Here is a 26572-nt window from a genome sequence, read left to right on the forward strand (position 1 = left end):
CAAAAGGGCCAGCCATGCGCAGAACGGTGATCGGAACGGGGCTTGTGCTGGCGCTGCTGGCAGGGGGCTGGCTGGGCGCGGAAAGCATGGCCAGCCGGCAGGTGGCGGCGCTGTTCGACGCTGACCCGGCCCTGCAGGCGGCGGCTGTCCGGCCGCTGCGCGATCCGCGCGCCCTGGGCATCACCGTAACCGAGCCGCAATTCCGCGACCCGGCGATCAGCCTCAGCCTGCCCTGGGCGCGGCTGTCGCTGTCGCCGCTGTCGCCCCTGACCGCCCGGCTGGACCTGCCCGAACAGGGTCAGCTGAGCGCCGGGGGCCAGATCATGGATCTGGGGCTGAGCGACCCGCAGGCCAGCCTGTCGCTGGCGCCGCTGAGCAATATGGCCCCCGACCGGCTGGATCTGTCGCTTGGCGCCATGACGCTGGACGGCGCGCCGCTGGCCGGTGGATTGACGGTGCAGGGGCGGCTGGTCGATCTGGCCCCCGACGCCCCCGCCACCGCCCGCGCCGCCTATGATCTGACGCTGTCGCTGCGTGATCTCAGCACGGATGGTCTGGTGCGGCTTGGCCTTGATCCCGGCCCGATGCCGGGGCCTGTCAGTGCCAGCGGGCCGCTGCGGATCTGGCTGGATGACGCGCCCTCGGTCACCGGCGGGGCCGCGCCGCGCCTGACCGGCTGGCAGACCGAGGGTCTGTCGCTGCAGGCAGGCGATATCGGCCTGCGCCTTGTGGGCCGCTTGTCGCGCGACGATCAGGGCCGCGCCGAGGGGCAGCTGGCGCTTTATTCCACTGACGCGGATGCGATGATCGCGATGGCGGCGGGGCTGGGGCTGATCCCGGGACAGGCACAGATGCTGCTGCGCGCGGGGCTGTCGCAGCTGTCGCGGGCGCCGATGGATCAGGGCCTGCCCGGCCCGGTCTTTCCCGACCCTGCGGAGGGCGAATTGCGCCTGCCCATCACCATGCGCGACGGCCAGCTCAGCCTTGGCGGCGTCAGCATCGGCGCAGCGCCGCTGCTTTAACGGTCACCCGGCGGGGGACGGTCATTCGGGAGGGCGGGCGCCGGGGCTGCGCCCGAAATCGGGGGCCTCGGTATCCTGACCGGCCTCGATGATGCCCCGGCGGATGGCGCGGGTGCGGGTGAAGTAATCATGCAGTTGCTGCCCATCGCCCATGCGGATCGCGCGCTGCAGCACGAACAGCTCTTCGGTGAAGCGGCCAAGGATATCCAGGGTCGCCTCGCGATTGTGCAAAAACACGTCGCGCCACATGGTCGGGTCGCTGGCCGCGATCCGGGTGAAATCGCGAAAGCCTGCGGCGGAATACTGGATCACCTCTTCATCCGTGACCCTGCGCAGGTGATCGGCCACCCCCACCATCGTATAGGCGATCAGGTGGGGTGCATGGCTGGTCACGGCCAGAACCAGATCGTGATGCGCGGCCTCCATCCGGTCGGTCTTGGCGCCCATCGCGGTGATCAGCCGGTCCAGCCGCGCCACGGCATCGGCATCGGCATCGGGCAGCGGCGTCAGCAGCCACCAGCGGTTGCGGAACAGACTGGCAAAGCCCGACCGGGGGCCGGAATGTTCGGTCCCCGCCAGCGGATGACCGGGGATGAAATGCACGCCCGGCGGGACATGAGGCGCGACGGCGGCGATGACCGATTGCTTGACCGATCCGACATCGGTGATCGTGGCGCCCGGCGCCAGATGCGGCGCGATCTGGGCCATGACATCGCCCATCGCGCCCACGGGGACGGCCAGCACGACCAGATCGGCGCCCGCCACAGCCTCGGCCGCGCTGTCGAAGACCTGATCGCACAGCCCGATCTGGCGCGCGGTGTCGCGGGTCTCGGGGCTGCGGGCAAAGCCGGTGATGTGGCCTGCAAGCCCGCCCTCGCGCATGGCATGGGCCATCGAGCCCGCGATCAGCCCCAGCCCAATCAGCGCCACCTTGTCATAGATCACGCTCACCTTGCGTCCCCCGACGCCATGAAGCTGCCCAGACAATCCAGCACCCGGGTCACGCCCGCCTCGTCGCCCACGGTGATGCGCAAGGCTGCGGGCAGGCCATAGCCGCCGACGCGCCGCACCAGAATGCCGTCCGCCCGCAGCGCCGCGTCGGCGGCGGCGGCGATATCAGGGCTGTCGAACCGTGCCAGCACGAAATTGGCGAAACTCTCGTCGCAGCCGATCCCCATCTGGATCAGCGATTGCCGCATCCGGTCACGCATCCGGGCGTTCAGATCCGTGCAGCGGGCGGTAAAGGCGGTGTCGCGGATCGCGGCCTCGGCGGCGGCCATCTGCGCGTTGGACAGATTGAAGGGCTGGCGGATGCGGTTCAGCACGTCGATCACCTCGCGCGCGGCATAGCCCCAACCGATGCGCAGGCCCCCCAGACCGTGGATCTTGGAGAAAGTCCGCGTCATGATGACATTGGGATGCCGGTCGACCAGTCCCGCGCCGCCGTCGAAGCCGTCGGCAAATTCGGTATAGGCCCCGTCATGGACGAACAGCACCTGTGGCGGCAGCCCGTCCACCAGCCGCTGCAAGTCGTCCGCGCCCAGCATGGTGCCGGTCGGATTGGCCGGATTGGCGACAAAGACGACGCGGGTCCGGTCCGTCACGGCGGCCAGAATGGCATCGACATCGACCCGACGCTCGGCCTCGGGCACGGTGACCGGCACCGCACCGACCATCCGCGCCAGAATCGGATACATGGAAAAGCCGTGCTCTGTGGTGATCACCTCGTCCCCCGGCCCGGCAAAGGCCTGCACGACGAATTGCAGCACCTCGTCCGACCCCACGCCGCAGATGATCCGGTCCGGGTCCAGCCCGCAGATCTCGCCGATGGCCGCCCGCAGGCCCGCATGATCGGTCGCCGGATAGCGGTGCAGATCCCCCGCCGCCGCCCGGAACGCCGCCTGCGCCGCCGGGCTGGACCCAAGCGGGTTCTCGTTCGAGGACAGCTTCAGCACCTCGGCATGTCCCTCCAGCCGGCTCTCGCCGCTGACATAGAGCGCGATCTCCATGATGCCGGGCTGCACGGGTGTCTGGGTCATGACGGGCCTCCTTGATACCGCCCCCGTCTAATCCCCCCCAGCCCTCAAGGCCAGCCCCAAGAAAACCCCTAAGCCTGCGACATTCTTCTTCACGAAAATATCCTCGGGGGGTCGCCGGTTGGTGCGCCACTGGTCCGAGGACCAGCCGGCGACGGGGGCGAAGCGCCCCCGGCCATCGCGGGACGCAAAAAGGCCGCATCCGAAGATGCGGCCCCCTGTCTCGCAGTCGCGATGAAATCAGTTCTTGGCGTAGAATTCGACGACCAGGTTCGGTTCCATCTGCACTGCATAGGGAATGTCGCCCAGGGACGGCGTGCGCACAAAGGTTGCGGTCATCTTGTTGTGGTCGACTTCCATATAGTCGGGCACATCACGCTCGGTCAGCGACACGGCTTCCAGCACGATGGCCAGCTGGCGCGAGCGTTCGCGGATCGAGATGACATCGCCTTCCTTGACACGGTAGGACGCGATGTTCACGCGCTGACCGTTGACCTGGATATGGCCGTGGTTGACGAACTGGCGGGCGGCCCAGATGGTCGCGACGAACTTGGCGCGATAGATGACCGCGTCCAGACGACGCTCCAGCAGGCCGACCAGGTTCTCACCGGTATCGCCCTTGATCCGCTCGGCTTCCGCATAGATGCGGCGGAATTGCTTTTCGGTCAGATCGCCGTAATGGCCCTTGAGCTTCTGCTTGGCGCGCAGCTGGGTGCCGAAATCGGACAGCTTGTTCTTGCGGCGCTGGCCGTGCTGGCCGGGGCCGTATTCGCGGCGGTTGACCGGCGATTTGGCGCGGCCCCAGATGTTCTCGCCCATGCGGCGGTCGAGTTTGTACTTGGCAGACGTGCGTTTGGTCACGGCTGTTCTCCTTCAGGTCGTTGCGAAGGGCGTTGTCCTCTGGCCGGAGCCTGACAGGGTTCCCCTTGCGGGGTCCACCAACACCAATGAAGCGGCCACCTACAGGCCGGGGGCGTCCGCTGTCAAGGCCAATCCCCCGCATCAAGTCGCCCGTCCGGCTGGAAGAAATGCGACAGGGGCAGGCCTGCCGCGCCCAGGATCCGCGCCCGGCGGCCAAGCGAGCCTTCGATGACGACCGGACGGTCGATGCCTGCAGCGGGCATCGCGGCCAGCGCCTCGCGCGTGGCATGGGCCAGTCTTGCGCGGGTGGGGCCGGGCACGGCGCCATCGATCACCACCATCGGCAGATCGACCAGCGCCGCCGCCGACAGCGCGACAAAGGCCATGGCGCGGCCCGCCTCCTCGACCCAGTCCGCCTCGATGGCGGGCGAGACGGTCCAGCCCGCATCGTCGGGGGGAAGGGGATGGCCGATCCGCCGTTCCAGCGCCGAGACCGAGGCGCGGTCCAGCAGTTGCCCGCCCGCCGCACCGCTGCCCGGAATGGGCATCGAGCCAAGGGCGCCCGCGTTGCGGGTCGGTCCATGACGCAGCGCCCCGTCCAGCACGATGCCGCCGCCCGCGAAATGGGCCACATAGATATGGATGAAATCGCGGGGCAGGGCGGTGGTGCCAAAGATCAGCTCGGCCCCGCAGGCGGTCGTGGCGTCATTGTCCAGAAAGACCGGAAAGGGCAAATCGCGCGCCAGTTCCAGCCGCAGGTCGAAATCCAGCCAGTCGCGCATCTGCCGCCCCCAGTCCCACAGGCGATAGGGCGCGGCGATGCCCAGCCCGGTGATGCGCGCCTGCTGGGCCGCGCTCAGCGAAGTGGTCAGCGCCTCCAGCCCCTGTTGGGCAAAGGCCAGAATGCGGGCGGGGTCGGGATGGCTGTGCACCTCCTGGCGGTGCATGCGGACCTGTCCGGTGAAATCGACCAGCGCCAGTTCGGCCAGCCGCCGCCCGATCTTAAGCCCCAGAAAATACGCGCCGTCCGGCGCCAGAGCCAGCGGGACCGAGGGCTGGCCGACCTTGCCGCGCACCGCCTCGTTCGCATCCAGATAGCCCTGCGCCATCAGCTTGCGCGTCAGGTTGGTGACCGCCTGCGCCGACAGCCCGATTCGTTGCGCCAGCACCGCACGCGGCATCGGCCCGCCCCGGCGGATCAGCGACAGGATCGTGCGTTCGTTCCGGCTGAGCATGCCGGGCGGGGTGAATTCACCCCCCTCGCTTCGGTGGTCTGGCATCGAGATTGTCCTCCCTGAGGGCCATTAATCAATACAGTTGACTTATTGACAAGTCCCTTTATGTGGTGCTTTGTGAATGAGAGGCGGACGAGGAACCGCCGAGCTGGAGGAGATTTGTAAAGTGACCATCAAGATTGTGTTGCGTGCGTCCGTCGCGCTGACTGCCCTTGCCCTGTCGGCAGGCGCCCCGCAGGCGCAGGAGGCCACCAAGGCCTGCCTGATCACCAAGACCGACATCAACCCCTTCTTCGTGAAAATGAAGGAAGGCGCGACCGCCAAGGCGGGCGAGCTGGGGGTCGAGCTGATGACCTTTGCGGGCAAGATCGATGGCGATCACGAGACCCAGCAGCAGGCCGTCGAAAGCTGCATCGCGGCGGGCGTCAAGGGCATCATGATCACCGCATCCGACACCAAGGCGATCACCGATGTTCTGGGGCAGGCGCGCGATGCCGGCATTCTGGTCATCGCGCTGGACACGCCGCTGGACCCGATCGACGCCGCCGACGCGACCTTTGCCACCGACAACCGCGAGGCCGGTCGCCTGATCGGCGCATGGGCCGCCGGTCAGATGGGCGAGGCCGCAGCGGATGCCAAGATCGCGATGCTGGATCTGTCGGCCAGTTCGCCCTCGGTCGATGTGCTGCGCAATCAGGGCTTCATGGAGGGCTTTGGCATCGACGTGGCCGATGAGAACGTCATCGGCGACGAGGACGATGCCCGCATCGTCGGCCACGAGGTCACCTCGGGCAACGAAGAGGGCGGTCGTCAGGCCATGGAGGCGCTGCTGCAGATCGATCCGGGCATCAATCTGGTCTATACGATCAACGAACCCGCCGCTGCAGGCGCCTATGAGGCGCTGAAATCCTTTGGCATGGAAGAGAACGCCCTGATCGTGTCGATCGATGGCGGCTGTCCCGGCGTGCAGAACGTGGCCGAGGGCGTGATCGGTGCCACCGCCCAGCAATATCCGCTGCTGATGGCGTCCATGGGGATCGAGGCGATTGCCGCCTTTGCCGCCGACGGCACCATGCCCGAGGTGACCGAGGGTCTGGATTTCACGAATACCGGCGTCAATCTGGTCACCGATCAGGCGGTCGAGGGCGTCAGCTCGATCAGCGTGGCCGACGGTCAGGCCCAGTGCTGGGGCTGAACCGGGGCTGATCGCCACCGGCTGCCGCATCGACGATGCGGCAGGGCTGAGAACCGGCGATGGCGGGCGTTCCCCCGCCGTCGCCCTTTCCCGACATCCACACGGAGATCCCGATGTCCGATACCCCCGATCCCGTGGTCGAACGCAATCCGGGCGACGCCGTCGCACGGTTCGACCACCGCCAGCGCAGCGCGCTGGACCGGTTGCAGCATTTCCTGCACCAGTATCCCACCATGGTTCCGGTCATCGTGCTGGTTCTGTCCCTGATCGCTTTCGGGCTGATCTCTCCGAATTTCTTCTCGGCCTTCAACCTGTCGCTGGTGCTGCAGCAGGTCGCGGTCGTGGGCACGCTGGCGGCGGCGCAGTCGCTGGTCATCCTGACCGCGGGCATTGATCTGTCGGTCGGCGCGGTCATGGTGCTGATTTCGGTCATCATGGGCCAGCTGGCGGTGAATTTCGGCATTCCCGTGCCCATCGCCATTCTTGTGGGTCTGGCCTGCGGGGCCGCCACCGGGGCGCTGAACGGCTGGCTGGTCACCCGGCTGAAGCTGCCGCCCTTCATCACCACGCTTGGCACCTGGAACGTGTTTCTGGCGCTGAACTATTACCTGTCGGGCCGGGAGACGATCCGAAGCCAGACGCTGGATACCGATGCGCCGCTGCTGAAATTCTTTGGCACCCGGTTCGAGTTCGGCGGCGCTGTGCTGACCTATGGCGTCATCCTGATGGTCGTGGTGTTCGCGGTTCTGTATTATGCGCTCTACAAGACCGCATGGGGCCGCAGGGTCTATGCCGTGGGCGACGATCCGGAATCGGCGGCACTGGCGGGGATCCAGACGAAACGCGTTCTGATGTCGGTCTATATGGTGGCGGGCGTGATCTGTGCGCTGGCGGCCTGGTCGTCCATCGGGCGGGTGGGATCGATCAGCCCGACCTCGTTCTTCGAGGCGAACCTAGAATCCATCACCGCCGTGGTGATCGGCGGGATCTCTCTCTTCGGCGGGCGCGGGTCCATTCTGGGGCCGCTGATCGGGGCGCTGATCGTCGGCGTCTTCAATTCCGGCCTGCGGCTGGCAGGGGTGGACGTGCTGTGGCAGCTGTTCGCAACCGGCTGGCTGATCATCTTTGCCGTGGCCATCGACCAATGGATCAGAAAGGTGTCGTCATGACCGAGCCGCTGCTTTCCGCCCGCAATCTGGTCAAGCGCTATGGCCGTGTGACCGCCATGGATCATGCCGATTTCGACCTGTATCCCGGCGAGATTCTGGCCGTCATCGGTGACAATGGCGCGGGCAAATCCAGCCTCATCAAGGCGATTTCCGGCGCGGTCAAACCCGATGAGGGCGAGATCCGGCTGGACGGCAAACCCGTCAGCTTTGCCAGCACGCTGGATGCGCGCAAGATGGGGATCGAGACCGTCTATCAGACGCTGGCCTTGTCCCCCGCCTTGTCCATTTCCGACAACATGTTCATGGGCCGCGAACTGAAGAAGCCCGGCTTCATGGGCAAGTGGCTGGGCATGCTGGACAAGCCCGCGATGGACGATTTTGCCCGCGCCAAGCTGACCGAACTGGGACTGATGACGATCCAGAACATCAACCAGCCGGTCGAGACCCTGTCGGGCGGCCAGCGCCAAGGCGTGGCCGTCGCCCGCGCCGCAGCCTTTGGCAGCCGGGTGATCATTCTGGACGAACCGACCGCCGCTTTGGGCGTCAAGGAAAGCCGCCGGGTGCTGGATCTGATCCAGGACGTGCGCTCGCGCGGCATTCCGATCGTGCTGATCAGCCACAACATGCCGCATGTCTTCGAGGTGGCCGACCGCATCCACATTCACCGGCTTGGCAAGCGGCTGTGCGTGATCGACCCCAAGGAGCATTCGATGTCGGATGCGGTGTCCTACATGACCGGCGCGCGGCTGCCCGAGGGGGTTGCGGCCTGACTTGCGTCCCGCGGATGCCGGGGGGCTTCGCGCCCCGTCGCCGGCTGGTCCTCGGACCAGTGGCGCACCAACCGGCGCCCCCCCGCGGGATATTTTTTTGAAGAAGAAATGGGGGGGCGGGGTCGTTTTGGGGGCCCGCCTGTTCAGTCGTCTAGGCGGCGCATCAGGGCCCATGCGAGGGCGGAGCAGATGAGCGTCGCGGTGATCGCGGGGATGGCGGTGCCGTTATAGAGCAGGCCCACGGGGGCGGCGATCAGGACGGCGGCCAGCGTCGAGATGGCGGCGATGATCGAGGCGGCCATGCCGGCAATATGGCCCATGCGCTGCAGGGCGAGGGCGTTGAGATTGCCGAAGGTCACGCCCGCCATGAAGAACACGCTGGTCGCCCAGAAGAAGAAGGCCGGGAACCGCAGCGCCTGCGGCAGGATATCCGTCAGAAGCGCCGTCAGCACGACACCCGAGACGATCGTCTGCATGACATAGGCCCATTTGGCGATGCGCCGCATGCCGAAGCGGATCACGAAGGTGGCGTTCAGGATCGTGCCCGAGCCGGACAGAAGCGCCATGGCCGCGAACCAGAGGTGGAAATTCTCGCCCTTGCCATAGGTTTCGCCGAACAGCTGCTGGGCCGAGGAGAGAAGGCCGAACATCTGTCCGAAGCCAAGCGTCAGGATCAGCGTGGCCAGCATGACCTGACGGTCCGACAGCACCTCGCGCGCGGCGGCATAGAGGGTGGGGATCCGCAGCGGGCGGCGGGCGGCGGGGGGCAGGGTTTCCTCTTGCCGCATGTTCAGCCAGAGGGCGCCGACCACGGCAAAGGCGATGAAGGCCAGAAACACGCCCTGCCAGCCGGAAATCGCGATGATCCCCGCGCCAAGCGTCGGCGCCACGGCCGGGATCATGATGAAGATCATCATCACGAAGCTGGTGATCCGGGCCATCTCGCGCCCCTCATAGAGGTCGCGGACCAGCGCCAGGCCGACGATGCGGGGGCCTGCCGCGCCCAGACCCTGCACGAAGCGGGCGATCAGCAGGAATTCCAGCGAGTCCGCATAAAGCGCCGCGATCGTGGCGGCGATATAGATGCCAAAGCCGATTGTGATCGTCCGCTTGCGTCCGATCGCATCCGAGATCGGGCCCGCGAACAGCGTTCCCAGCCCCATGCCCGCCACGAAGGCGGTCAGGATCAGCTGGGCGCGGTTGACATTGTCGGGCGTCAGCTCGGCCGCGATATCGGGCAGGGCGGGCAGCATCGCATCGATCGAAAAGGCGATCGTCGCGAAAAGGAACGCCAACATGGCGATGAATTCGGGCAAGGGCAGGCGGCGCGGGGGCGCGGCCTGAGCAAGGGAGCTGTCGGTCATGGGGATCGCCTGTCGGTTCTGGTTCTGAAATAGGCCAGAATTGCACAGTCTGCAAGTCCCGCTAGGGGGAGGCTGTCATGATCTCGTCGATGACCTGCTGCCACAGCCTGGCGGGCTGGGCGCCGCTGACGGCATGGGCATCGGCCACGATGAAGGTGGGGACCGAGGTGATGCCGCGCTGACGGGCGTGATCCTCGCGCCGGGCGACCTCGTCGCGATCGGCGTCGCTGGCCAGCAGGCGGGCGGTCAGGTCCGGGTCCATGCCCGCATCGGCTGCGATGGCGGTCAGGACGGTGGGGTCGCCGATATCGCGCGCCTGATGCCAATGCGCGTCCAGAAGGCCGGACATGACGCGGTCCTGCGCGCCCTCGAGCCCGGCCCAATGCATCAGGCGATGCGCGTCGCTGGTGTCGGGTTCGCGGGGCGACGGGTTCAGCACCAGCCCAAGTGCCGCAGCACGCTCGGCCATGGCGCGCATGGCGGGTTCGGCACCCTCGCCCAGCTTGGCGCGCAGATGGGCGATGCGGTCCATGCCCTGCGGGGCCATGTCGGGGTTCAGGCGGAACGGATGCCAGGTCAGCACGAAGGGATGGCCGGGGCGGCTGTCCAGCGCGCGGTCCAGTTCGGTCTTGCCGATCAGGCACCACGGGCAGACGGGGTCGGCAAAGATGTCCAGACGGGTCACGGGCGGTCCTTGAACTGGTTGCGGGGCCCTGTCTAGCGGGCGGGGGCCGGACGCGCCAGAGCTGTGGCGTGCAGTCTGGGCGCGCGGTCCGTCAGAGAAAAGCGGCCTGTCACAAAAAAACGGCCCGCGCGAACGGGCCGTCGCATCCCCGGATCGGTTCGATCAGAGCGGGCGCAGGTCGCTGGCCGAGGCCCGTCCGTCGCGGCCCGATTGCAGTTCATAGCCGACTTTTTGATTGTCCTGCAGGCCGGTCAGGCCCGCGCGTTCCACGGCGGAGATATGCACGAACACATCCTTGCCGCCGTCATCGGGTGCGATGAACCCATAGCCCTTGGTGGAATTGAACCATTTCACCGTACCGGTCGCCATAACCGTTCTCTCCTTCAAGTCCTCCGGGCGCAGGATTGCGTCCGGCCGTGCAGCCCGCTTTCGGTTTTCCGGCTGCCCGTCGAGAGGGAGGCGGTAGAAAGTCTTTGCTCACAGCTACGAGAGGATGCCCGATTCGGACCAAAAGGCAAGATGGAACCGCGCGGGAAAACGCCCCCACGCGGCATGGTTGTGCAGGGGTGCTGCGGCTTATCGCAGATCGGGCGGCGTGGCCTCGTATGCCAGGTCCGCGACCACCTCGGCCAGCGTCAGGGTGCGGCTGCCTTGGGCATCCAGACGGCGCAGAGAGACGGTGCGGTCCTGCACCTCTTTCATGCCGATGGCGAGGATCGCTGGCACGCGGCCGACGCTGTGTTCACGGACCTTGTAGTTGATCTTTTCGTTGCGGGTATCGGCCTCGGCCCGCAGACCGGCGGCGCGCAGGGCGGCCACAACCTCGGCCACATAGTCATCCGCATCCGACACGATCGAGGCGACCACGACCTGACGCGGCGCCAGCCACAAGGGCAGCTTGCCCGCCGAGTTTTCGATCAGGATGCCGATGAAGCGTTCGAAGCTGCCCAGAACCGCCCGGTGCAGCATGATGGGCCGGTGCTTGGCGCCGTCGGGGCCGACATATTCGGCGTCCAGACGTTCGGGCAGATTGGGATCGACCTGCAGCGTGCCGCATTGCCAATCGCGCCCGATGGCGTCGCGCAGCACGAATTCCAGCTTGGGGCCATAGAACGCGCCCTCGCCGGGGAACAGCTCGAACTCATGGCCCGCCGCCTTGCAGGCATTGCCAAGCGCAGCCTCGACACGGTCCCAGCTTTCGTCGCTGCCGATGCGCTTTTCGGGGCGGGTGGACAGCTTGATGCGCCATTGGTCAAAGCCCAGATCGGCATAGATGCCCGACAGGAAGTCGATGAATTTCTTCGATTCCGCCTCGATCTGATCCTCGGTGCAGAAGATATGGCCGTCATCCTGCGTGAAGCCGCGTACCCGCATGATACCATGCAAGGCGCCCGAGGGTTCATAGCGGTTGCAGGATCCGAACTCGGCCATGCGCAAGGGCAGGTCGCGATAGGATTTCAGACCGTGGTTGAAGACCTGCACATGGCAGGGACAGTTCATCGGTTTCAGGGCGTTGACCGTCTTGGTCTTGGCGTGATCCTCGTCCACCTCGACGATGAACATGTTCTCCTGATAATTGTCCCAATGGCCTGATTCTTCCCACAATTTGCGGTTGACGACCTGCGGGGTGTTCACCTCGACATAGCCGTCGGCACGCTGCTTGCGGCGCATGTAATCCTGCAGCGCGACATAGATGTTCCAGCCGTTCGGATGCCAGAAGACTTGCCCCGGCGCCTCTTCCTGCATGTGGAACAGGTCCATCTCGCGGCCCAGCTTGCGGTGGTCGCGTTTCGCGGCCTCTTCCAGCATGGTCATATGGGCTTTCAGATCGTCGCGGTTGCGGAAGGCCACGCCATAGATGCGCTGCAACATCGGACGCGTCGCATCGCCCAGCCAATAGGCCCCCGCGATATGGGTCAGCTTGAAGGCATCGGCAGGCAGTTGCCCCGTCGATTGCAGATGCGGGCCCCGGCACAGATCCTGCCAATCGCCATGCCAGTACATGCGCAGATCCTGATCCGCAGGGATGCGGTCGATCAGCTCCAGCTTGAACGGCTCGCCGGCCGCCTTGTAATGGGCGATGGCGCGGTCGCGGTCCCAGACCTCGGTCCGGACGGGGTCGCGGGCGTTGATGATCTCGCGCATCTTGGCCTCGATGGCGCCCAGATCCTCGGGGGTGAAGGGATCGGCGCGGTCGAAGTCATAGAACCAGCCATAGTCGCGGACCGGGCCGATGGTGACGCGCACATCGGGCCAGATCGCCTGCACGGCGCGGGCCATGACATGGGCGAAATCATGGCGGATCAGCTCCAGCGCCTGCGCGTCATCCTTCATCGTGTGGATGGCGATGGTGCCGCTGGCAGCGATGGGCCAGGCCAGATCGATGTGCTGACCATCGAGGCTGGCGGAAATGGCGCGTTTGGCCAGGCTGGGCGCGATGCTTTGCGCGACCTCGGCCGCCGTCACGCCGGCAGGGTAGTCGCGCGCATGGCCATCGGGAAAGGTCAGGGTGATCTGGGACATCAAAGTCCTCCTCGTCGGTCTGGCGCCCACGGAACGCCCGGTTGCAAGTGATGGTCGGCGGCAGGCATGACCGCCACCGGGGCGACTGTCAAGCCGGGCGGGCTTGCCGCGCGGCGGCGGGAACGGCACTGTGGCGGGACCGGTTGCACAGCAGAGGGGGCGCGGATGACCGATTATCTGACGACGGGCACGGGGCGGCGCATCGCCTATGACCGACTGACAGGGCAGGGGCCGGGCGTGGTGTTTCTGGGTGGCTTCCGGTCCGACATGGGCGGCTCCAAGGCCGTGCATCTGCGCAGCTGGGCGCAACAGGCGGGCCGGGCCTTTCTGCGGTTCGATTATTCCGGGCATGGCGACAGCGCGGGCCGGTTCGAGGATGGCTGCATCGGCGACTGGACAGAGGATGCGCGCGCCGTGATCGAGGCGCTGACCGACGGGCCGCAATTGCTGGTGGGATCGTCGATGGGCGGCTGGATCAGCCTGCTGATGGCACGCGCCCTGCCGCAGCGGGTCGCCGGGCTGGTCACCATCGCCGCCGCCCCGGATTTCACGGAACGCGGTTTCTGGGCGGGGTTCACCGCCGATCAGCGCGCCGCGTTGGAAAAGCAGGGCCGGGTCGAGATGCCAAGCGAATACGGCGCGCCGCTGGTGCTGACGCGCCGCCTGATCGAGGATGGGCGCGATCATCTGATCATGGACCGCCCCCTGTCGTTGCGCTGTCCGGTGCGGATGTTGCAGGGCACCGCGGACGCTGACGTGCCGATGTCATGGGCGCTGGACCTGCTGGATCATGCCTCGGGCGCGGATCTGCGGCTGACCCTTGTCAAAGGGGCCGATCACCGCTTTTCCACGCCCGACTGTCTGGATCTGATCGTGCAGACGATCGAGGATCTGCCCGTCTGATCAGAAGGTCCACCTGATCAGAACGTCAGCGTGTAATGTTCGCCCATATCGGGCTTGTCGCCGGTGATCTTAGACTTGGCGATCTGATACATGAAAGACAGGCTGCCGCCGGTGGCCCAGACCTCGGCCTCGGTCAGGTCCATGCGCAGCAGCTGCACGTCGGGATCTTGCTTGCCATCCTCGAACCAGCTGGAGGCGATGGCGTTCCACAGATCGTCCAGCTTGGCGCGGTCGTCGGACAAGGACAGGGTGCCGTGGATGCGGGCATAAAGACCCTCTCCGCCATCACTGACGACGTGGATGGCGGGCTGGGCGCCCTGCATCGCAGTTTTCGCCAGATCGGTGCCCTTGGCGGTGATGAACCACAGCACCCCGGAATCGCGGTCGGCGTAATGGGACATCGGCACCAGACGGGCATGGTCAGTCGTGCCCAGCATGCCGCTGTTGGTGTCGTCGAGGCGGCTCCAGAACTGGTCGGTGTGATCGGTCATGTCGTGATCCTTTCGGGGCCGCGTCAGGCGGCGTTCGGGATCAAAACGAGGGCGCATGGGGGGCGGTTCCGCCCCCCACGCCGGCGCCGCCTTACACGGCGACGTTTTCCGAATCGATCGGATCGCTTATGCCGCAATCCGCGATCGCGCCGCCCGGCTTGCGGCGACGCTTGGGTTTGACGCTGTCGGGCAGGGCGGCATTGTCATCGATGAAATCCAGCACCATGGGCCGGATGTTCAGCCGCCAAGATTTGCCCGCAAAGATGCCGTAATGGCCCGCGCCCGGTTCCAGATGCTGGACCTTTTTCGCCGCCGGAACCCCGGTGCACAGATCCAGCGCGGCGACGCATTGCCCGGGCGCCGAGATGTCATCATTCGCGCCCTCGACCGTCATGATGGCGACTTCGGTGATCCTGCCGATATCGACGGGCCGCCCCTCGACCGTGAACCGGTTCTGGGCGATTTCGAGGTTCTTGAAGACTCGTTCGACGGTGGACAGATAGAATTCCGCTGTCATGTCCATGACCGCCAGATATTCGTCATAGAATTTGTTGTGCTTGTCAGCGTCGGATGCGGTGCCGCGCGCCTCGGCAAAGATCTGGTTGATGAAGGCCTTGGAATGCGTCTCCATGTTCATCGAGATGAAACTGGAAAGCTGCGCCAGCCCCGGATAGACCATCCGCCCCGCGCCGCGATATTTGAAGCCGACCGACTGGATCGCCAGATGTTCCAGTTCGCCCATAGTGATGCGGTTGCCGAAATCGGTGACCTCGGTCGCGGCGGCGTCGGGATCGACCGGGCCGCCGATCAGGGTCAGGGTGCGGGGCTGGGCGTTGGGATCTTCCTCGGCCAGAATGGCGGTCGCGGCCAGCGCCAGCGGGGCGGGCTGGCAGACGGCGATGACATTCACGTCAGGCCCCAGATGGCGGATGAAATCGACCAGATAGCGGGTGTAATCCTCGACGTCGAACTTGCCTTCGCTGACCGGGATGTCGCGGGCATTGTGCCAGTCGGTGACGTAGAGTTCGCAATCGTTCAGCAGCGAGGTCACGGTCGAGCGCAGCAGCGTGGCGTAATGGCCCGACATCGGCGCGACCAGCAGCACCTTGCGGGGCAGGGGTTCGCGACGGGCAACGCGGAAGTGGATCAGATCGCCAAAGGCGCGGCGCATGACCGGTTCGACATAGACCACATGGTCCTGCCCATCCTCGCCCGCGATGGGGGGCAGTTCCCAATCCGGCTTGACCACCATGCGCGAAAAGCTGCGTTCCGTGACCCGCCCCCATGCGCTGAGCAGGTGAAAGGCGGGGTTCGGCATCAGCGCGAACATCGGGTATGACCCCATCGCCTTGGCGGTGGCACCCATCCATTCGTTCGTGTTGCGAACCGCTTCCATCGCATCATAGGAGATGATGCCCTTGAGACCCTTGACCGGCATATAACCCACCATTTGCTGCGCTGCGGCATGATCTGGGCACAGGAAGGCGGCGTTACGGGGAAAAAGCCGGTTTACGCCTTGCCTGCGCTGCGCATATCATCGACCCATTCCTAGGGGGGATTGAGGATCATGGCAAGGCAGCCGGCGGCGACCGATAAAAATGTTGCGGATTTGCGTGCGCGATCGGCAACATCCGGAAAGGGCCGGGCGGCCAGCACAGCGGCGGCTGCGGACAAGGCAGGCCCCGACAAGGCGGCGGGTGATGCACCTGCGGCGAAGGCCCGGGCATCGAAGGCTGCGGCCCGCAAGGTGGCTGGATCAAAGGCTGGGGACGCAAAGACGGCGGGTTCAAAGGCCGGGGGCACAAGGGCCGTTGCCGCCAAGGCTGGCGCTGCGAAGGCTGGCGCTGGAAAGGCTGCGGATGGGAAGGCGGGGGCCACGAAAGCCGCTTCGCCCAAGGCTCCGGCTGCGAAACCGCGCGCGGCCAAGACTGTGGCCTCTGCCCGGTCGTCGGAGGCGTCCACGACCAAGGTCTCATCGGAAACACCCAGGCCCAAGCGGGCGACCGCGGCCAAGGCACCCCGCGACGCTGGCAAGGCCGGGGCTGCGGCCATGGCCACCCCCGCGCCGGTGGCGGACAGCGCCTCGAAATCCGCGCCGTCAGCGCCCACGCAGACCGCGCTGCCCACCGCCACCCCTCTGCCCACCGCCCAGAAGCTGGCCGAGAATATCGAGCGGATCGAGGTGCTGGGCCATCGCCTGATGCAGGCTTTGTCCGAACGCGCCACTCCCAATCCGGGCGTCGAATCCCCCGGCCCGGATCTTTATATGACCGCCGCCAGCGCGATGCTGAAGACGCTGACCGAACATCCCGGCAAGGTGATCGAGACGCAGGTCGCCTTCTGGGGCGAGACGCTGGCCAATTACGTCCGCGCCCAGAAGGCGCTGGTGCAGGGCCAGTTGACCGCACCCGAGGATGACAGCCCGCCCGACAAGCGCTTTGCCAATCCGCTGTGGCAGAGCCATCCCTATTTCAACCTGATCAAGAAACAGTACCTGACCAATGCCCGCGCGCTGAAGGATGCGACCGGCGGGCTGGATCTGCCCGATGAGGTCGCGCGCCGCCGCGTCACCTGGCTGACCAATCAGATCGTCGACATGATGGCGCCGACGAATTTTCTGGCCACCAATCCCGACGCGCTGGAACGCGCGGTCCAGACCGAGGGCGAAAGTCTGGTGCTGGGGCTGGAAAATCTGGTCCGCGATGTCGAACAGAATGGCGGCGAGATGATCGTGTCCCTGGCGGACCGGCGGGCCTTTACGGTGGGCGACAATATCGGCACTGCGCCCGGCACGGTGGTCTTTCGCACGCGGCTGTTCGAACTGATCCAGTACACGCCCACGACCGACAAGGTCCACGCGCTGCCGCTGGTGATCTTTCCGCCTTGGATCAACAAATTCTACATTCTGGACCTGAAGCCGCAGAACAGCCTGATCCGCTGGCTGGTCGATCAGGGGCACACGCTGTTCGTGGTCAGCTGGAAGAACCCCGATGCCAGCTTTGCCGAGATCGGGATGGAGGATTACGTCTCGGCCTATCTCGAGGCGATGGACAAGGTGCTGGAACTGTCGGGCCAGCCCCGCCTGAATGCCGTCGGCTATTGCATCGCGGGCACCACTTTGTCGCTGACGCTGGCGCTGCTGAAACAGCGGGGCGATGCGCGGGTGAATGCCGCCACGCTGCTGACCACCCTGACCGACTTTTCGGAACAGGGGGAGTTCACAACCTTTCTGCAGGATGATTTCGTCAACGGCATCGATGCCGAGGTGCAGCGCCACGGCCTGCTGCCCGCCCGCCTGATGTCGCGCACCATGAGCTTTCTGCGCGCCAATGATCTGGTCTGGGGCCCGGCCATCCGCAGCTATATGATGGGCGAGACGCCGCCCGCCTTCGATCTGCTGTTCTGGAACGGCGATGCGACGAACCTGCCCGGACGCATGGCGATGCAATATCTGCGCGGCCTGTGCCAGAAGAACGCCTTTGCCACCGGAGGGTTCGATCTGCTGGGCCATCGGCTGCATGTGTCGGACGTGACCGTGCCTATCTGCGCGGTGGCCTGCGAATCCGATCACATCGCGCCGTGGAAGGATTGCTGGCGGGGCGTGGCCCAGATGGGCGGGTCGGACCGGACCTTCATCCTGTCCCAGTCCGGCCATGTCGCCGGGATCGTCAATCCGCCGACGCGCAAGAAATACGGCCATTACATCAGCGAGGCGGGCTTTGCGGGCGACAATGCCGTCTGGCGGGACGCGGCCCAGTTTGCCGAGGGCAGCTGGTGGCCGCATTGGGGGCGCTGGCTGGCCGAACGCGCCGGGTCGATGGTCGAGGCGCGCGACGCGGGCGAGGGGCTGGAACCTGCCCCGGGCCGCTATGTCCACGAGCGTGCGGGCTAGTCCCGCGTGACGCCCTGTCGGCATGGTTTCTGAACAGCGCGGTTAATTTTTTGCTGCGCTGCAGAAGATAAATCTTGAAATGCTGCAGTGCAGCATTCATATTGGCTGCATGGAATGGAACGCAGCGACACGTTCCCTATGTCATTCGGTCGCTGCATCTTTGAGGAGTGAAGACATGGCGAAGACCCCCGATATGACCAAGACGATGCAGGACATGATGGCCAATTTCCCCATCGACACCAGCTCGATGCAGGACGCGATGAAATCGCAGGGCGTGCTGGGCGAAAAGCTGACCCGCGTCGCGCTGAGCGCCGCCGAGCGTTCGACCGAGATCTCGGCCAACTGGGCCAAGGATTCGATCGCCCGCATGGGTGAGCTGGCCTCGGCCAAGCAGGAACCCTCGGATTACGCCAAAGCCATGAGCGATTTCGCCTCGGCCTATGCCGAACTGGCCGCCGAGCACATGGCCGCCTATGCCGAAGTTGCGAAAAAGGTCCAGATGGACACGGTCGATCTGATGCTGACCGCTGGCAAGGACATTGCCGCCGACGCGCAGAAGGTCACCGAAAAGGCGACCCGCGACACGCAGGCTGCCGTCAAGAAGGCCACCTCGGCCGCCGAAACCAAGTAATCACGACCTCTGGTCGCAGATCGGCAAAGGGCGGCCCTCGGGTCGCCCTTTCGCACATCCGCAGTTTCGGGTTTTTTCCTTTGCGTTTTGCGGGTGCAGCTTTCATCATGAGGGGAACATGCATGCAAGGACCCCATGATGGCCGCATCGACCGCGCCGCTGCTGATCAAGCGTTATGCCAGCCGCCGCCTCTATAATACCGAGACCAGCGATTACGTCACGCTGGAAGATATCGCCCGCTTCATCCGCGAGGGGCGAGAGGTCAAGATCATCGATCTGAAATCGGGCGACGACCTGACCCGCCAATATCTGCTGCAGATCATCGCCGAACATGAAAGCCGCGGCGAAAACGTGCTGCCGCTAGACGTGCTGACCGATCTGGTGCGCAGCTATGCCACCAATGCCCAATCGGTCGTGCCGCAGTTTCTGGCCGCCAGCTTCGAGATGCTGCGCGAGGGTCAGTCCAAGCTGATGGAAAACATGACCGCACTGCCCAACCCGATGGCCACCATGCCGGGTTTCGACGCGCTGCAGCGCCAGCAGCAGATGTTTCTGAAGACGATGATGGGCGGCTGGCGCGGCGGCGCCTCCGGCCCGGAACCCGAGGCTGACGCCCCCGCCGCCGATCCCGCCGACACCCGCGACATGGCCGAGATCCGCCGCCAACTGGCCGAGTTGCAAAAGCGCGTCTCAAAGCTGTGACATCCGGCTTGCACCGCCCCGCCACCCGGGCTAGACCCGCCCCACGGAGCGGTGGCCGAGTGGTCGAAGGCGCACGCCTGGAAAGTGTGTAGGCGGGGAACCGTCTCGAGGGTTCGAATCCCTCTCGCTCCGCCAAAATTCATAAGAAAACCTTTCTTTATATCCGACTTCGGTTGGATTTTCTTTTTGTTTTCGAGGGTTATGCAGGCGGCCCTGAAGGTAAGTCGAAGCGTAAGAACGTCGCCCACGCTCTCTAGAGCCCGTAAATCTCTGAAGCTGATGACTGCGTCAAGATGGTTCTCAGGTTATAAGGTGTTGATTATAAATTATATTTATGAAGGCTAAGTTGAGTTTGGATTTAAGGGCTTTCCGCACAGAAGGGTCTGCGGTCGAACCAGATCGGCCAGAAAATCTTGTGCGGATAGCGAACTCGGCTTCCTTTCGATGGCGATGTTGCGCGCACCCTTGAGTGCTCAAAAACTACCTGCTTGTGTGCTTTCAAGGATTCCTAAGGAGGTGGCTGATGGTAGAGCTACGGGGACCATGGAAGCCAAGGCTAAAGCAGGTGATCAGTCGGTCCCGAGCGACAATAACCGTTAGTCGACGCGTAGGGCGGGGACCGGACGTTCGCCATGCAATGCCGAATGGCTGGTTCGGGGGCCGACAGCGGACTGACAGCTTCTTACAGCGAGTCATTAGGAGCAGCCATCGGTCAAAACTGGGTAAGAAGCCTAAGCAACGTTGGAGATTAGGCCACTTTCTCCTTGTGGCACCAGCTCGTGAACAAAGTACGGAATGCCAGCGCTGCGGCACTTTCTACCCAGGAACTCGGCCTCGGAGCTGTCATGTGTGGACAGGATAACCTGATAGTCTAGCTGCCGCACCATCTGCCGAAGCAGGTCCATGAAGGCGCTCGCGTGGATCACGTCATTGTGCTGAAGTGGATCGTCCAGGAGTAGGCCGCGCCAGCGAGACCATCCGAACGTTGTGCTGGCCGCGAGTAGGGCGGCCACGCTCAGCGCCGAGAGCTGGCCCTCGCTGAAGTAGAGGTTAGGATTCATCTCGAGCTGCGTCACCGATCCGTCAGCCTCGCTCCGCACGATCCCGGGGCGCAGTTCGGAACGGGTCACATGATGCTCGGCGCGGTAGATGATCGATGCGTCCGCCCAGGTCATCAGCGTCCGGGCGAACCGCTGGATCGTGGCGTTGAGCGGCGCCAATACATCGTCAGCATAGGAATCTGCTCGCTGCAGGAGCTGGCCGCCAACGGTGTCAATTCGATCCCGCGCCCGTTGCGTGAACTCAAGCTCGCGCCGCGCTTCCTTAACCCGGCTTTCCAGCAGCCGGAGGACATCAATATCGGATGCGGCACTCTCGTTGCGCATGATCTCGGCAGTCCGCGTCTCGAGGCGGCGCAGTCGCTCGTCGCTCATCCACTTGCGATAGCCGGCAACAAGCTGTTGCTGCGTCGCGCGCACTTGCTCAAGCTGTGCCGAACGTTCCTTTATCCGAGCGCGTCTTTGAGACACCCGTGCTGTGTCGGGCTCCCCGCTCTGGCCGGCATCCATCCACCGCTTAACAAGCGCAGATCGAGTGTTGGCCAGACTATCGAGACGAGCGTTGGACGCAGTCTGCGCCTCGGTCTCCCGAAACTCAGCCTCACGTTGGGAGTCCCAAGCCAAGCGAGCCTCATCGGCAGCAGCACGTTCGACGGATATCCGTGAGGAGAGGTCGGAAAGCTGGCTCTCGATAGCTGCCTTCTCATTGTCGAGGTCGACGAGTAGTCCCATCTCGTCAGTCCATATCTCGGCATGCTGCCGCAATGTGGTCCCTGCCACCTCAACATCCTCGTCGGCTGAATCCCTAGACTGCTGTAGCGTGCCACGCTTCATCAGCTCGGCCTTCAGAACCGCTTCCGCTTCCTTGAGCTGCACGTCTATCTTCTCTGGAGTGTCGCTAGCTGCTAGCTTCGCATCAGTTTCGACAAGTTCCTGCTCCAGAAAGAGCGTCTCGGACTGATCGTAGACCCCATTTGCCGAACCACCCGCTTCGACAAGTTGCTGGCGCAGATTCTGCTCTCGTGCACGCAAGGTCGCCATCGATGCCTGTAGCTGCTCCAGCTCGGCAATAGCCCGTTCGACATCCAAGATCTGACGCCGGAGCCCTTCGCTTTCCAGCCGGGCGTCTGCCAGCGCCTCGGCCAGTTGCGATGCAGGCCGAGCATCAGCGGCGCGTTGCTGGGTGGCAAGCGCGGCAAGGCGCCCCGGCGGGAACTCCGAGGCGCAGACGGGACAGGTGACGTCGTTATGGCGCAGCCGATGCGCAATCACCGAGACGGCTTCGGAGATAGCCAGCGCGCGGTCGTCGTGCGCGCGCAGATCCGCGTTGATGCGCCCGATGAATGTCTGAGTAGCAGTTTCCCGCCCGACCATAGCTTCGCGCTGCGCCCGCGGGTCCGCCGCTTGCCTGCTGGCGATGAGCGGCGTCAGCCGGTCGATCTCGGCGCGGGTCGAAGTCAGCTTTCCCGAGATTTCGGCTCTGCGCCGCGCAAGAGTGACTCGGTCCGCTAGAGCTCGGCGATCGGCTCGCTGGGCGGTCGCGCGCGCAAGGCCCTCCCGCAGAGCAGCGATGCTGACTTCGATCCGGCCAAGCTCAGACTGCGAGTGCTCAAGCTGCTCAGCCGCGTCTCCACGCCGTGATTGCGCATCCTCCAGCTGACGAAGAGCGGCCCGCATTCGCGTCAGGATCAACGTGCGAGCCTTCGCCTGTGCAGCTTGGCGCTCGGTAGCGGCTAAATTCGCTGTCACCCGCAAGAGCAAAGCATCGGCTTCCGCAAGCTTCTCAACGGCTGCAGCTCGGCGCTGCTCGATCTCGTCGGCTCTGCTCCGGAGAGCCTGCGTTTCTGCGCCGGCTGCGTCAAAATCAGCCGCAATTTTTGCTAGCGCATTGACAGCCTCGGTGTCGGCCACGCTACGCTGCTCGATTGCGCGCAGCAGCTCGGCGAGTGCCTCAAGCAGCGCCTCCGAAGGCGTGGATGGTTCCGGCAGGCTCCAATCCATATCAGGCACCAGCCTGAGGACTTGAGCGCCCGCCAATTCGATAGCATTGCGCAGCGCTGCGGGTGGAACAGCTTCGTCCGAGGAGGAAAGCTGCCTAGCACGATCGCGCTCGGCAAGCAGTGACGTCCAAGCTGCTAGCGCCTCTGAAGCCTCGCCGAGCTTCTTCGTCCGGTCCTCCAGAGCGCGAGTGAAAGCCCGTCGCACGCCGAGACCACTCATCCGCTCACGGAGCGCGTTTATGCGGTCCACCCCAGCGGGACCTTTCAGGGCTTCCCACTGCTTCTCAGGCTTGCGAAGAGAGAAGCGTTGCGTCGCTGCCTGTCCCAGAAAGTGGGTGATTGAGAGGTAGCCGTGGAGATTGGCTATCTCGCCCCACTCCGGGCGCTTCAGAAGTGCCGCGATCGCGCGCTCATCGGGAACGAAGCCCGCACCACGGTCAATCGGATCGCCGTCGCTGAACTGCAGGCTCACCCGGTGGCTATTCGCCGTCGCACCGATGCGGGTAAGTGGATCGAGCTGCTTGCGCCTAGCGTCCGTCGGAATGTCTTGAAAGCGGCTGACCTGATTGGTCAGCGCCCACTCCACGCCGTCAAAGAAGCTGGTCTTTCCGAGGCCGTTCGCCCCGGTGATCAGCGTGACGCCTGGCCCGTCAGGGAGCTCAAAGGCGTAGCTGTCGCCGTAAATGCGGAAGTTCGAAAGCTCGACGCTGCGCAGGTAAAGGTCGCTCATGTCGGCGCTCCCCGCTCAAGCTCGATTAGCCTCTCGACAAGCCCGCTGAAGTCGAGATCAGGATCCTCGATAGCCTCCTCCCATCCGATCGGCAGACTGATGTTGGCCATGCTGTCGAGCTGCTGCATGACCTGCTCGGCTGGCCAAGGCCGAGCGATGAAGGTGCGTTCTAGAAAGCCTTTGGCGTCGTCAAGCGTGGGTGAGCCCTCGAAAAGCCAGACGAGCTTCCGGCACGTCCGATCGTCTGCCTCGATCTCTGCCGCGAGCTGGCGCCATGCTGGATCGCGCAAGGCCCCGCTCGGCGCCGAAACGAACAGCTGCAGGTTCGGCGCATCGGAGCCAAGCCACGAACGGGCGATGGTCGCTTGGTTGCGATAGCGCCGCATCTGCTGATCAATGCTCCTTTTCAACGCTGATCCATCTAGCATGCCGAACAGCACGGGTATGCCGTCCAAGGTCGCTGCAGCGACGTGCCGCGGGAGATCGCTATCCCGCCGACCAATTGTGCTACCGGCGATCGGCTCGCTGAGTACCTCCGAATTGAACCGTGATCCGCTGAGCTGCTCAGGGGCTTTCGTCACGACTGTCCCTATGCTTTGCGCGGCCTCGGTCAATAGCAGCATCAGCGGAGGAGGCTCACGCTGCGTCATCAGCGACCTCCTCGAGCATTGGCGCCGCTGTCTCATTGCGCCAACGGAAGATCGACTGAAAGTATTCTCGCAGTTCCGGCTCGCCCGCCTCGAGAGCCGAAACTAAGCCCTCGTCCGCGCCGATGATCAGGGGCTCCTCGCTGGCCGAGATGGTGCCGACTGCTGGCGCGTCTGAAATGCTCCGATCCATCCTGAGGTCACCTTCCATCATCCGTACCGCCTCGTGCAAGTGCGAAAGCAGCACCAAGCCCGTGGTCCAAGCCTGATCCTTAATGTAGCGCGTGCTGAGCCTGCGCTCATTGATCCAGCTTACGCCGCAGCTGTGGCCTGTCATCGAATCAAAGGCGACGTTGCCCGGATGGACACCCGTCGGCGACATTGGCATTCCCGAACAGACTGCGAAGGCCAAAGCGAAGATTGTCGATTTCGACATGAACGGCCGCAGTGTCTTTGGCCCGACCCCAACGAGCGCCGCCTCGGCCGCTAGCTCCCGATCGTCCTCCGAGATGAGCAGGCGAAGGAAGCGTCGGCAAAGCGCTTCATCGGCCGCGAGCGCGGCATACCAGTCGCTCCATCGATCCCAGAGACGGGCGCGAAGGGCTGGCTCGATCGGCCAGCCGGTAGGAGCCGCCGGGGGACCGAGTATCTCGTAAAGAACGGCGTTCAGCTGGCGCAGAGTCTCGCGATCGAGTCGGCTCTGTATAGTTGCCGCGAGCAAGCGCGCAGTCAGCTGGACGGCCGGACCTATGACTACAGCATCCTGCCACTCAGCGACGGGACAGCGAATCTCGAGATCAGGGCCCGGCAGAGCCTTGCTGGCGCAAAGTGCGCCCAAGCTTGCGCGCCAGCCAGCAGTATCCTTCGCGTAGAGCGTTAAGCCGGAAGCGTGGGCTCCGAGCCGAGCGAGCGCCGCGGCGAGCGGAGCAGCATCGACAGCAGAGATCTCGCTATAGAGCGCGACGCTCCTTCCTCCCGACCAGATCTGGCCTGCATCGTCTGGACCGAGCTCACAAGACCAGAATACAGCGCCCGCCGCGCCAGAGGCGAGGCTGATAGTCAGAGGTCCTGCGGCGGGCGCTGGCGCCGCCGGATCCGGCTCCACCACCGGGCCTGGACCTAAGCCGGTAAACCGCCCTACAGCGCTTGCCGTCAGCGCCGGTGACTCGGGTCGGGTCGCAGAGAGCGGCGGGCTCACCGCTCCGGGGTAGGCGGCAAGAACATCCTTGAAGGGATCGAGGTTGGCCGCTGAGTCGGGGCCAAGTCGAAGAAACCGTCGAAATGGCTCGAACGGAGCCTGCCCGACCAGGGTGATCGCCCCGCGCTTCGGTATGTCACCTTCGAAATCTACGCCTGTGGTGACGATGATCGCGTTGCCGCCGATCTCGCGGTCGGCCTCTAGCACGAGGTAGACGGCGAAGCGATTGTGAAGCGCACTTGTCCTTCGAAGCAGGCGCGGCTCTCGGGTATGAAGATGGATGCGCGCTGCAGGGCGCAGCCTTTCGGCAATCGCGTGCCATACAGCCGCGGGCATAATCGGCGTAAGGCGGGCGCAATAGGCGGCGAGGAGGTCAACATCCGCTCCTGCTGCCCAGGCCTCCCGCTCGATCGCCTCAAGCTCGACGCGCGCCGGTCCGAGATCAAGACCCATGAGCATGGCGCTGATCTCGTGATGCTCAAGCGCGTTGAATGCCGCCATAAGGAAATCGACCAGGCCCCCATCGCCATTGCCTGAAACGAATAACAACGGGTTCTGCAGCTGGGTATGGATGGGTCCCGCCAGGCCCGACGGTGCCCAGTATGTCGGTGTCTCTCCGTCAAGATGAGCCTCAAGGCCAAAGCCAATGGCGAGAATGACGACATCGTAGATTCGCCTAACGGCAGAACCCTTGTCGACCACGACCCTGGTTGGGCCAAGCCTGCTTGGCACAAGCTTGGTGACGGTCTGGTCAAGGTGCAGCGATAACACGGAATTATGCCGCGCTGCCTCGAACTCAGCTCTCAGCTTTGCAGCGACATCGCCGGCCGGTCCAGCAGTCCAGTTCATGATTGGAAGGCCTGCATCTTCGGAATCCGATCCCGCCGCAGGCCAATCGTAGAAATGCGGATGAAGAAATCGCCGGCTTCCGTGCTGCAGCGCAAGGATCCCTGAACTCCGCTCGAAGAGATCCAGCCATTCGAGATCGGGGCAGGCTCGCGCAAGCGCCACCGCTGCAGTGATGCCCGCAGCGCCTCCGCCAATTATCGCGACCTTGCCGCCTCTAGGCCGGACAAGGTTCTCCGAAAGCATCGCGTCAACGAGATTGAGCGCTCGTACCTGCTGAGCATAGACGGTGACGCGCTTCTCAAAACTCCCCAGCACGAGAATGCTTTGGGTCCCCGGAATTCTCGCGTTCTCGATGATCTGCTGTGGCGTCATGTCAGGGGCGTTTGAACATCTGTAACGAATCGCTGTCGGCAACAGTCACACACTACTGTTACGGTCTCAATAATGGCTACTCCATTCATTACGACTTGATAATGAAATTACGGGATTGATCGAAGTGCGCTTTTCCCCGGTTTTTAGACAGGTTTCTTGGTAATTCAAGCTACTCTCTGCCCCTACTGATCGGTCCCGGTGTGGGTGCAGCAGACTTCGGCGGGCGGCTGACCGCCATG

The 26572-nt window shown here is 64.5% G+C and carries 21 protein-coding genes and 1 tRNA gene; 9 read left to right on the plus strand and 13 right to left on the minus strand.

The genetic code is table 11. The features are described 5' to 3' along the window. The first annotated feature begins 14 nt into the window (after positions 1 to 14). Positions 15 to 1022, plus strand: coding sequence for a DUF2125 domain-containing protein (locus tag EG885_RS04855; RefSeq protein ID WP_165571039.1), 1008 nt, complete (start codon positions 15 to 17; stop codon positions 1020 to 1022). Positions 1023 to 1043: 21 nt separating this feature from the next. Here EG885_RS04855 and EG885_RS04860 read toward each other — a convergent pair whose 3' ends face one another. The 4 genes from EG885_RS04860 to EG885_RS04875 form a co-directional block, all read right to left on the minus strand. Further along, on the minus strand, positions 1044 to 1973 hold the full coding sequence (locus EG885_RS04860; protein WP_131573361.1) for a prephenate/arogenate dehydrogenase family protein: 930 nt from the start codon (positions 1971 to 1973) through the stop codon (positions 1044 to 1046). Continuing rightward, on the minus strand, positions 1970 to 3061 hold the full coding sequence (hisC, locus tag EG885_RS04865; RefSeq protein ID WP_131573362.1) for a histidinol-phosphate transaminase: 1092 nt from the start codon (positions 3059 to 3061) through the stop codon (positions 1970 to 1972). The genes EG885_RS04860 and hisC overlap by 4 nt, the downstream gene beginning before the upstream one ends. A gap of 237 nt (positions 3062 to 3298) precedes the next feature. Further along, positions 3299 to 3919, minus strand: coding sequence for a 30S ribosomal protein S4 (gene rpsD, locus EG885_RS04870; RefSeq protein ID WP_131573363.1), 621 nt, complete (start codon positions 3917 to 3919; stop codon positions 3299 to 3301). A 122-nt stretch (positions 3920 to 4041) separates the two neighbouring features. Beyond that, on the minus strand, positions 4042 to 5199 hold the full coding sequence (locus tag EG885_RS04875; RefSeq protein ID WP_131573364.1) for an ROK family transcriptional regulator: 1158 nt from the start codon (positions 5197 to 5199) through the stop codon (positions 4042 to 4044). Between the two features lie 121 nt (positions 5200 to 5320). Between EG885_RS04875 and EG885_RS04880 the strand changes: the two genes are divergently transcribed. The 3 genes from EG885_RS04880 (at position 5321) to EG885_RS04890 (ending at position 8288) form a co-directional block, all read left to right on the plus strand. After that, a complete protein-coding gene (locus tag EG885_RS04880; RefSeq protein ID WP_242679501.1) occupies positions 5321 to 6349 on the plus strand; it encodes a sugar ABC transporter substrate-binding protein in 1029 nt (342 codons plus the stop codon). Positions 6350 to 6462: 113 nt separating this feature from the next. Beyond that, positions 6463 to 7518, plus strand: a complete 1056-nt coding sequence (locus EG885_RS04885; RefSeq protein ID WP_131573366.1) for an ABC transporter permease — start codon at positions 6463 to 6465, stop codon at positions 7516 to 7518. Next, positions 7515 to 8288: an ATP-binding cassette domain-containing protein gene (locus EG885_RS04890; protein WP_207392201.1), complete on the plus strand. Its 774-nt coding sequence runs from the start codon at positions 7515 to 7517 to the stop codon at positions 8286 to 8288. Before EG885_RS04885 ends, EG885_RS04890 begins: the two co-directional genes overlap by 4 nt. Positions 8289 to 8431: 143 nt before the next feature. On the opposite strand, the gene EG885_RS04895 is transcribed toward EG885_RS04890, so the two are convergent. The 4 genes from EG885_RS04895 to thrS form a co-directional block, all read right to left on the minus strand. Beyond that, positions 8432 to 9652, minus strand: coding sequence for a multidrug effflux MFS transporter (locus tag EG885_RS04895; protein ID WP_242679502.1), 1221 nt, complete (start codon positions 9650 to 9652; stop codon positions 8432 to 8434). A gap of 61 nt (positions 9653 to 9713) precedes the next feature. Continuing rightward, the gene (locus EG885_RS04900) at positions 9714 to 10337 is read right to left on the minus strand and encodes a DsbA family oxidoreductase (RefSeq protein WP_131573368.1); all 624 of its coding nucleotides are present in this window, start codon (positions 10335 to 10337) and stop codon (positions 9714 to 9716) included. Positions 10338 to 10499: 162 nt separating this feature from the next. Further along, entirely contained in the window at positions 10500 to 10706 is a 207-nt protein-coding gene (locus tag EG885_RS04905; protein WP_131573369.1) for a cold-shock protein, read from the minus strand. 207 nt (positions 10707 to 10913) lie between these two features. After that, a complete protein-coding gene (gene thrS / locus EG885_RS04910; protein ID WP_131573370.1) occupies positions 10914 to 12860 on the minus strand; it encodes a threonine--tRNA ligase in 1947 nt (648 codons plus the stop codon). Between the two features lie 165 nt (positions 12861 to 13025). On the opposite strand from thrS, the gene EG885_RS04915 reads away from it, so the two are divergent. Beyond that, entirely contained in the window at positions 13026 to 13763 is a 738-nt protein-coding gene (locus EG885_RS04915; protein ID WP_131573371.1) for an alpha/beta hydrolase, read from the plus strand. Between the two features lie 17 nt (positions 13764 to 13780). Here EG885_RS04915 and EG885_RS04920 read toward each other — a convergent pair whose 3' ends face one another. After that, complete coding sequence (locus EG885_RS04920) at positions 13781 to 14254, minus strand: pyridoxamine 5'-phosphate oxidase family protein (protein ID WP_131573372.1); 474 nt, start codon at positions 14252 to 14254, stop codon at positions 13781 to 13783. A 91-nt stretch (positions 14255 to 14345) separates the two neighbouring features. Then, on the minus strand, positions 14346 to 15692 hold the full coding sequence (phaZ, locus tag EG885_RS04925; RefSeq protein WP_131573373.1) for a polyhydroxyalkanoate depolymerase: 1347 nt from the start codon (positions 15690 to 15692) through the stop codon (positions 14346 to 14348). 612 nt (positions 15693 to 16304) lie between these two features. Here phaZ and EG885_RS04930 point away from each other — a divergent pair. The 4 genes from EG885_RS04930 to EG885_RS04945 all read left to right on the plus strand — a co-directional run bounded on the left by EG885_RS04930 (position 16305) and on the right by EG885_RS04945 (position 19614). Further along, positions 16305 to 18146, plus strand: a complete 1842-nt coding sequence (locus tag EG885_RS04930) for a PHA/PHB synthase family protein (protein WP_242679503.1) — start codon at positions 16305 to 16307, stop codon at positions 18144 to 18146. Positions 18147 to 18321: 175 nt separating this feature from the next. Next, positions 18322 to 18777 (plus strand): Phasin, encoded by a 456-nt coding sequence (locus EG885_RS04935; protein WP_131573375.1) that lies wholly within the window; start codon positions 18322 to 18324, stop codon positions 18775 to 18777. A gap of 138 nt (positions 18778 to 18915) precedes the next feature. Continuing rightward, positions 18916 to 19479, plus strand: a complete 564-nt coding sequence (gene phaR / locus EG885_RS04940) for a polyhydroxyalkanoate synthesis repressor PhaR (protein WP_131573394.1) — start codon at positions 18916 to 18918, stop codon at positions 19477 to 19479. A gap of 45 nt (positions 19480 to 19524) precedes the next feature. Then, positions 19525 to 19614: transfer RNA gene (locus tag EG885_RS04945), tRNA-Ser, on the plus strand. 596 nt (positions 19615 to 20210) lie between these two features. On the opposite strand, the gene EG885_RS04950 is transcribed toward EG885_RS04945, so the two are convergent. The 3 genes from EG885_RS04950 to EG885_RS04960 are packed head-to-tail and all read right to left on the minus strand — an operon-like array spanning position 20211 to position 26333. Then, positions 20211 to 23267 carry an AAA family ATPase gene (locus EG885_RS04950; RefSeq protein ID WP_131573376.1) on the minus strand — a complete coding sequence of 1019 codons (3057 nt, stop codon included), beginning with the start codon at positions 23265 to 23267 and terminating at the stop codon, positions 20211 to 20213. Continuing rightward, positions 23264 to 23917 carry an ABC-three component system middle component 1 gene (locus tag EG885_RS04955; RefSeq protein ID WP_207392202.1) on the minus strand — a complete coding sequence of 218 codons (654 nt, stop codon included), beginning with the start codon at positions 23915 to 23917 and terminating at the stop codon, positions 23264 to 23266. Before EG885_RS04955 ends, EG885_RS04950 begins: the two co-directional genes overlap by 4 nt. Continuing rightward, the gene (locus EG885_RS04960; RefSeq protein WP_131573377.1) at positions 23904 to 26333 is read right to left on the minus strand and encodes an ABC-three component system protein; all 2430 of its coding nucleotides are present in this window, start codon (positions 26331 to 26333) and stop codon (positions 23904 to 23906) included. The genes EG885_RS04955 and EG885_RS04960 overlap by 14 nt, the downstream gene beginning before the upstream one ends. Between the last annotated feature and the right edge of the window lie 239 nt (positions 26334 to 26572).

The sequence above is a fragment of the Paracoccus nototheniae genome, assembly GCF_004335005.1.
GTDB classification, from domain to species: Bacteria; Pseudomonadota; Alphaproteobacteria; order Rhodobacterales; family Rhodobacteraceae; genus Paracoccus; species Paracoccus nototheniae.

What these genes read in the sequence shown, in the direction of transcription:
- EG885_RS04890 (WP_207392201.1), top strand. Translation starts at nt 7,515, where the DNA reads ATGACCGAGCCGCTGCTTTCCGCCCGCAATCTGGTCAAGCGCTATGGC.
- EG885_RS04930 (WP_242679503.1), top strand. Translation starts at nt 16,305, where the DNA reads ATGGCCACCCCCGCGCCGGTGGCGGACAGCGCCTCGAAATCCGCGCCG.
- EG885_RS04875 (WP_131573364.1), bottom strand. Translation starts at nt 5,199, where the DNA reads ATGCCAGACCACCGAAGCGAGGGGGGTGAATTCACCCCGCCCGGCATG.
- EG885_RS04905 (WP_131573369.1), bottom strand. Translation starts at nt 10,706, where the DNA reads ATGGCGACCGGTACGGTGAAATGGTTCAATTCCACCAAGGGCTATGGG.
- EG885_RS04950 (WP_131573376.1), bottom strand. Translation starts at nt 23,267, where the DNA reads ATGAGCGACCTTTACCTGCGCAGCGTCGAGCTTTCGAACTTCCGCATT.
- EG885_RS04915 (WP_131573371.1), top strand. Translation starts at nt 13,026, where the DNA reads ATGACCGATTATCTGACGACGGGCACGGGGCGGCGCATCGCCTATGAC.
- EG885_RS04885 (WP_131573366.1), top strand. Translation starts at nt 6,463, where the DNA reads ATGTCCGATACCCCCGATCCCGTGGTCGAACGCAATCCGGGCGACGCC.
- EG885_RS04895 (WP_242679502.1), bottom strand. Translation starts at nt 9,652, where the DNA reads ATGACCGACAGCTCCCTTGCTCAGGCCGCGCCCCCGCGCCGCCTGCCC.
- phaZ (WP_131573373.1), bottom strand. Translation starts at nt 15,692, where the DNA reads ATGCCGGTCAAGGGTCTCAAGGGCATCATCTCCTATGATGCGATGGAA.
- hisC (WP_131573362.1), bottom strand. Translation starts at nt 3,061, where the DNA reads ATGACCCAGACACCCGTGCAGCCCGGCATCATGGAGATCGCGCTCTAT.
- phaR (WP_131573394.1), top strand. Translation starts at nt 18,916, where the DNA reads ATGGCCGCATCGACCGCGCCGCTGCTGATCAAGCGTTATGCCAGCCGC.
- EG885_RS04855 (WP_165571039.1), top strand. Translation starts at nt 15, where the DNA reads ATGCGCAGAACGGTGATCGGAACGGGGCTTGTGCTGGCGCTGCTGGCA.
- EG885_RS04955 (WP_207392202.1), bottom strand. Translation starts at nt 23,917, where the DNA reads ATGACGCAGCGTGAGCCTCCTCCGCTGATGCTGCTATTGACCGAGGCC.
- EG885_RS04920 (WP_131573372.1), bottom strand. Translation starts at nt 14,254, where the DNA reads ATGACCGATCACACCGACCAGTTCTGGAGCCGCCTCGACGACACCAAC.
- EG885_RS04960 (WP_131573377.1), bottom strand. Translation starts at nt 26,333, where the DNA reads ATGACGCCACAGCAGATCATCGAGAACGCGAGAATTCCGGGGACCCAA.
- thrS (WP_131573370.1), bottom strand. Translation starts at nt 12,860, where the DNA reads ATGTCCCAGATCACCCTGACCTTTCCCGATGGCCATGCGCGCGACTAC.
- EG885_RS04935 (WP_131573375.1), top strand. Translation starts at nt 18,322, where the DNA reads ATGGCGAAGACCCCCGATATGACCAAGACGATGCAGGACATGATGGCC.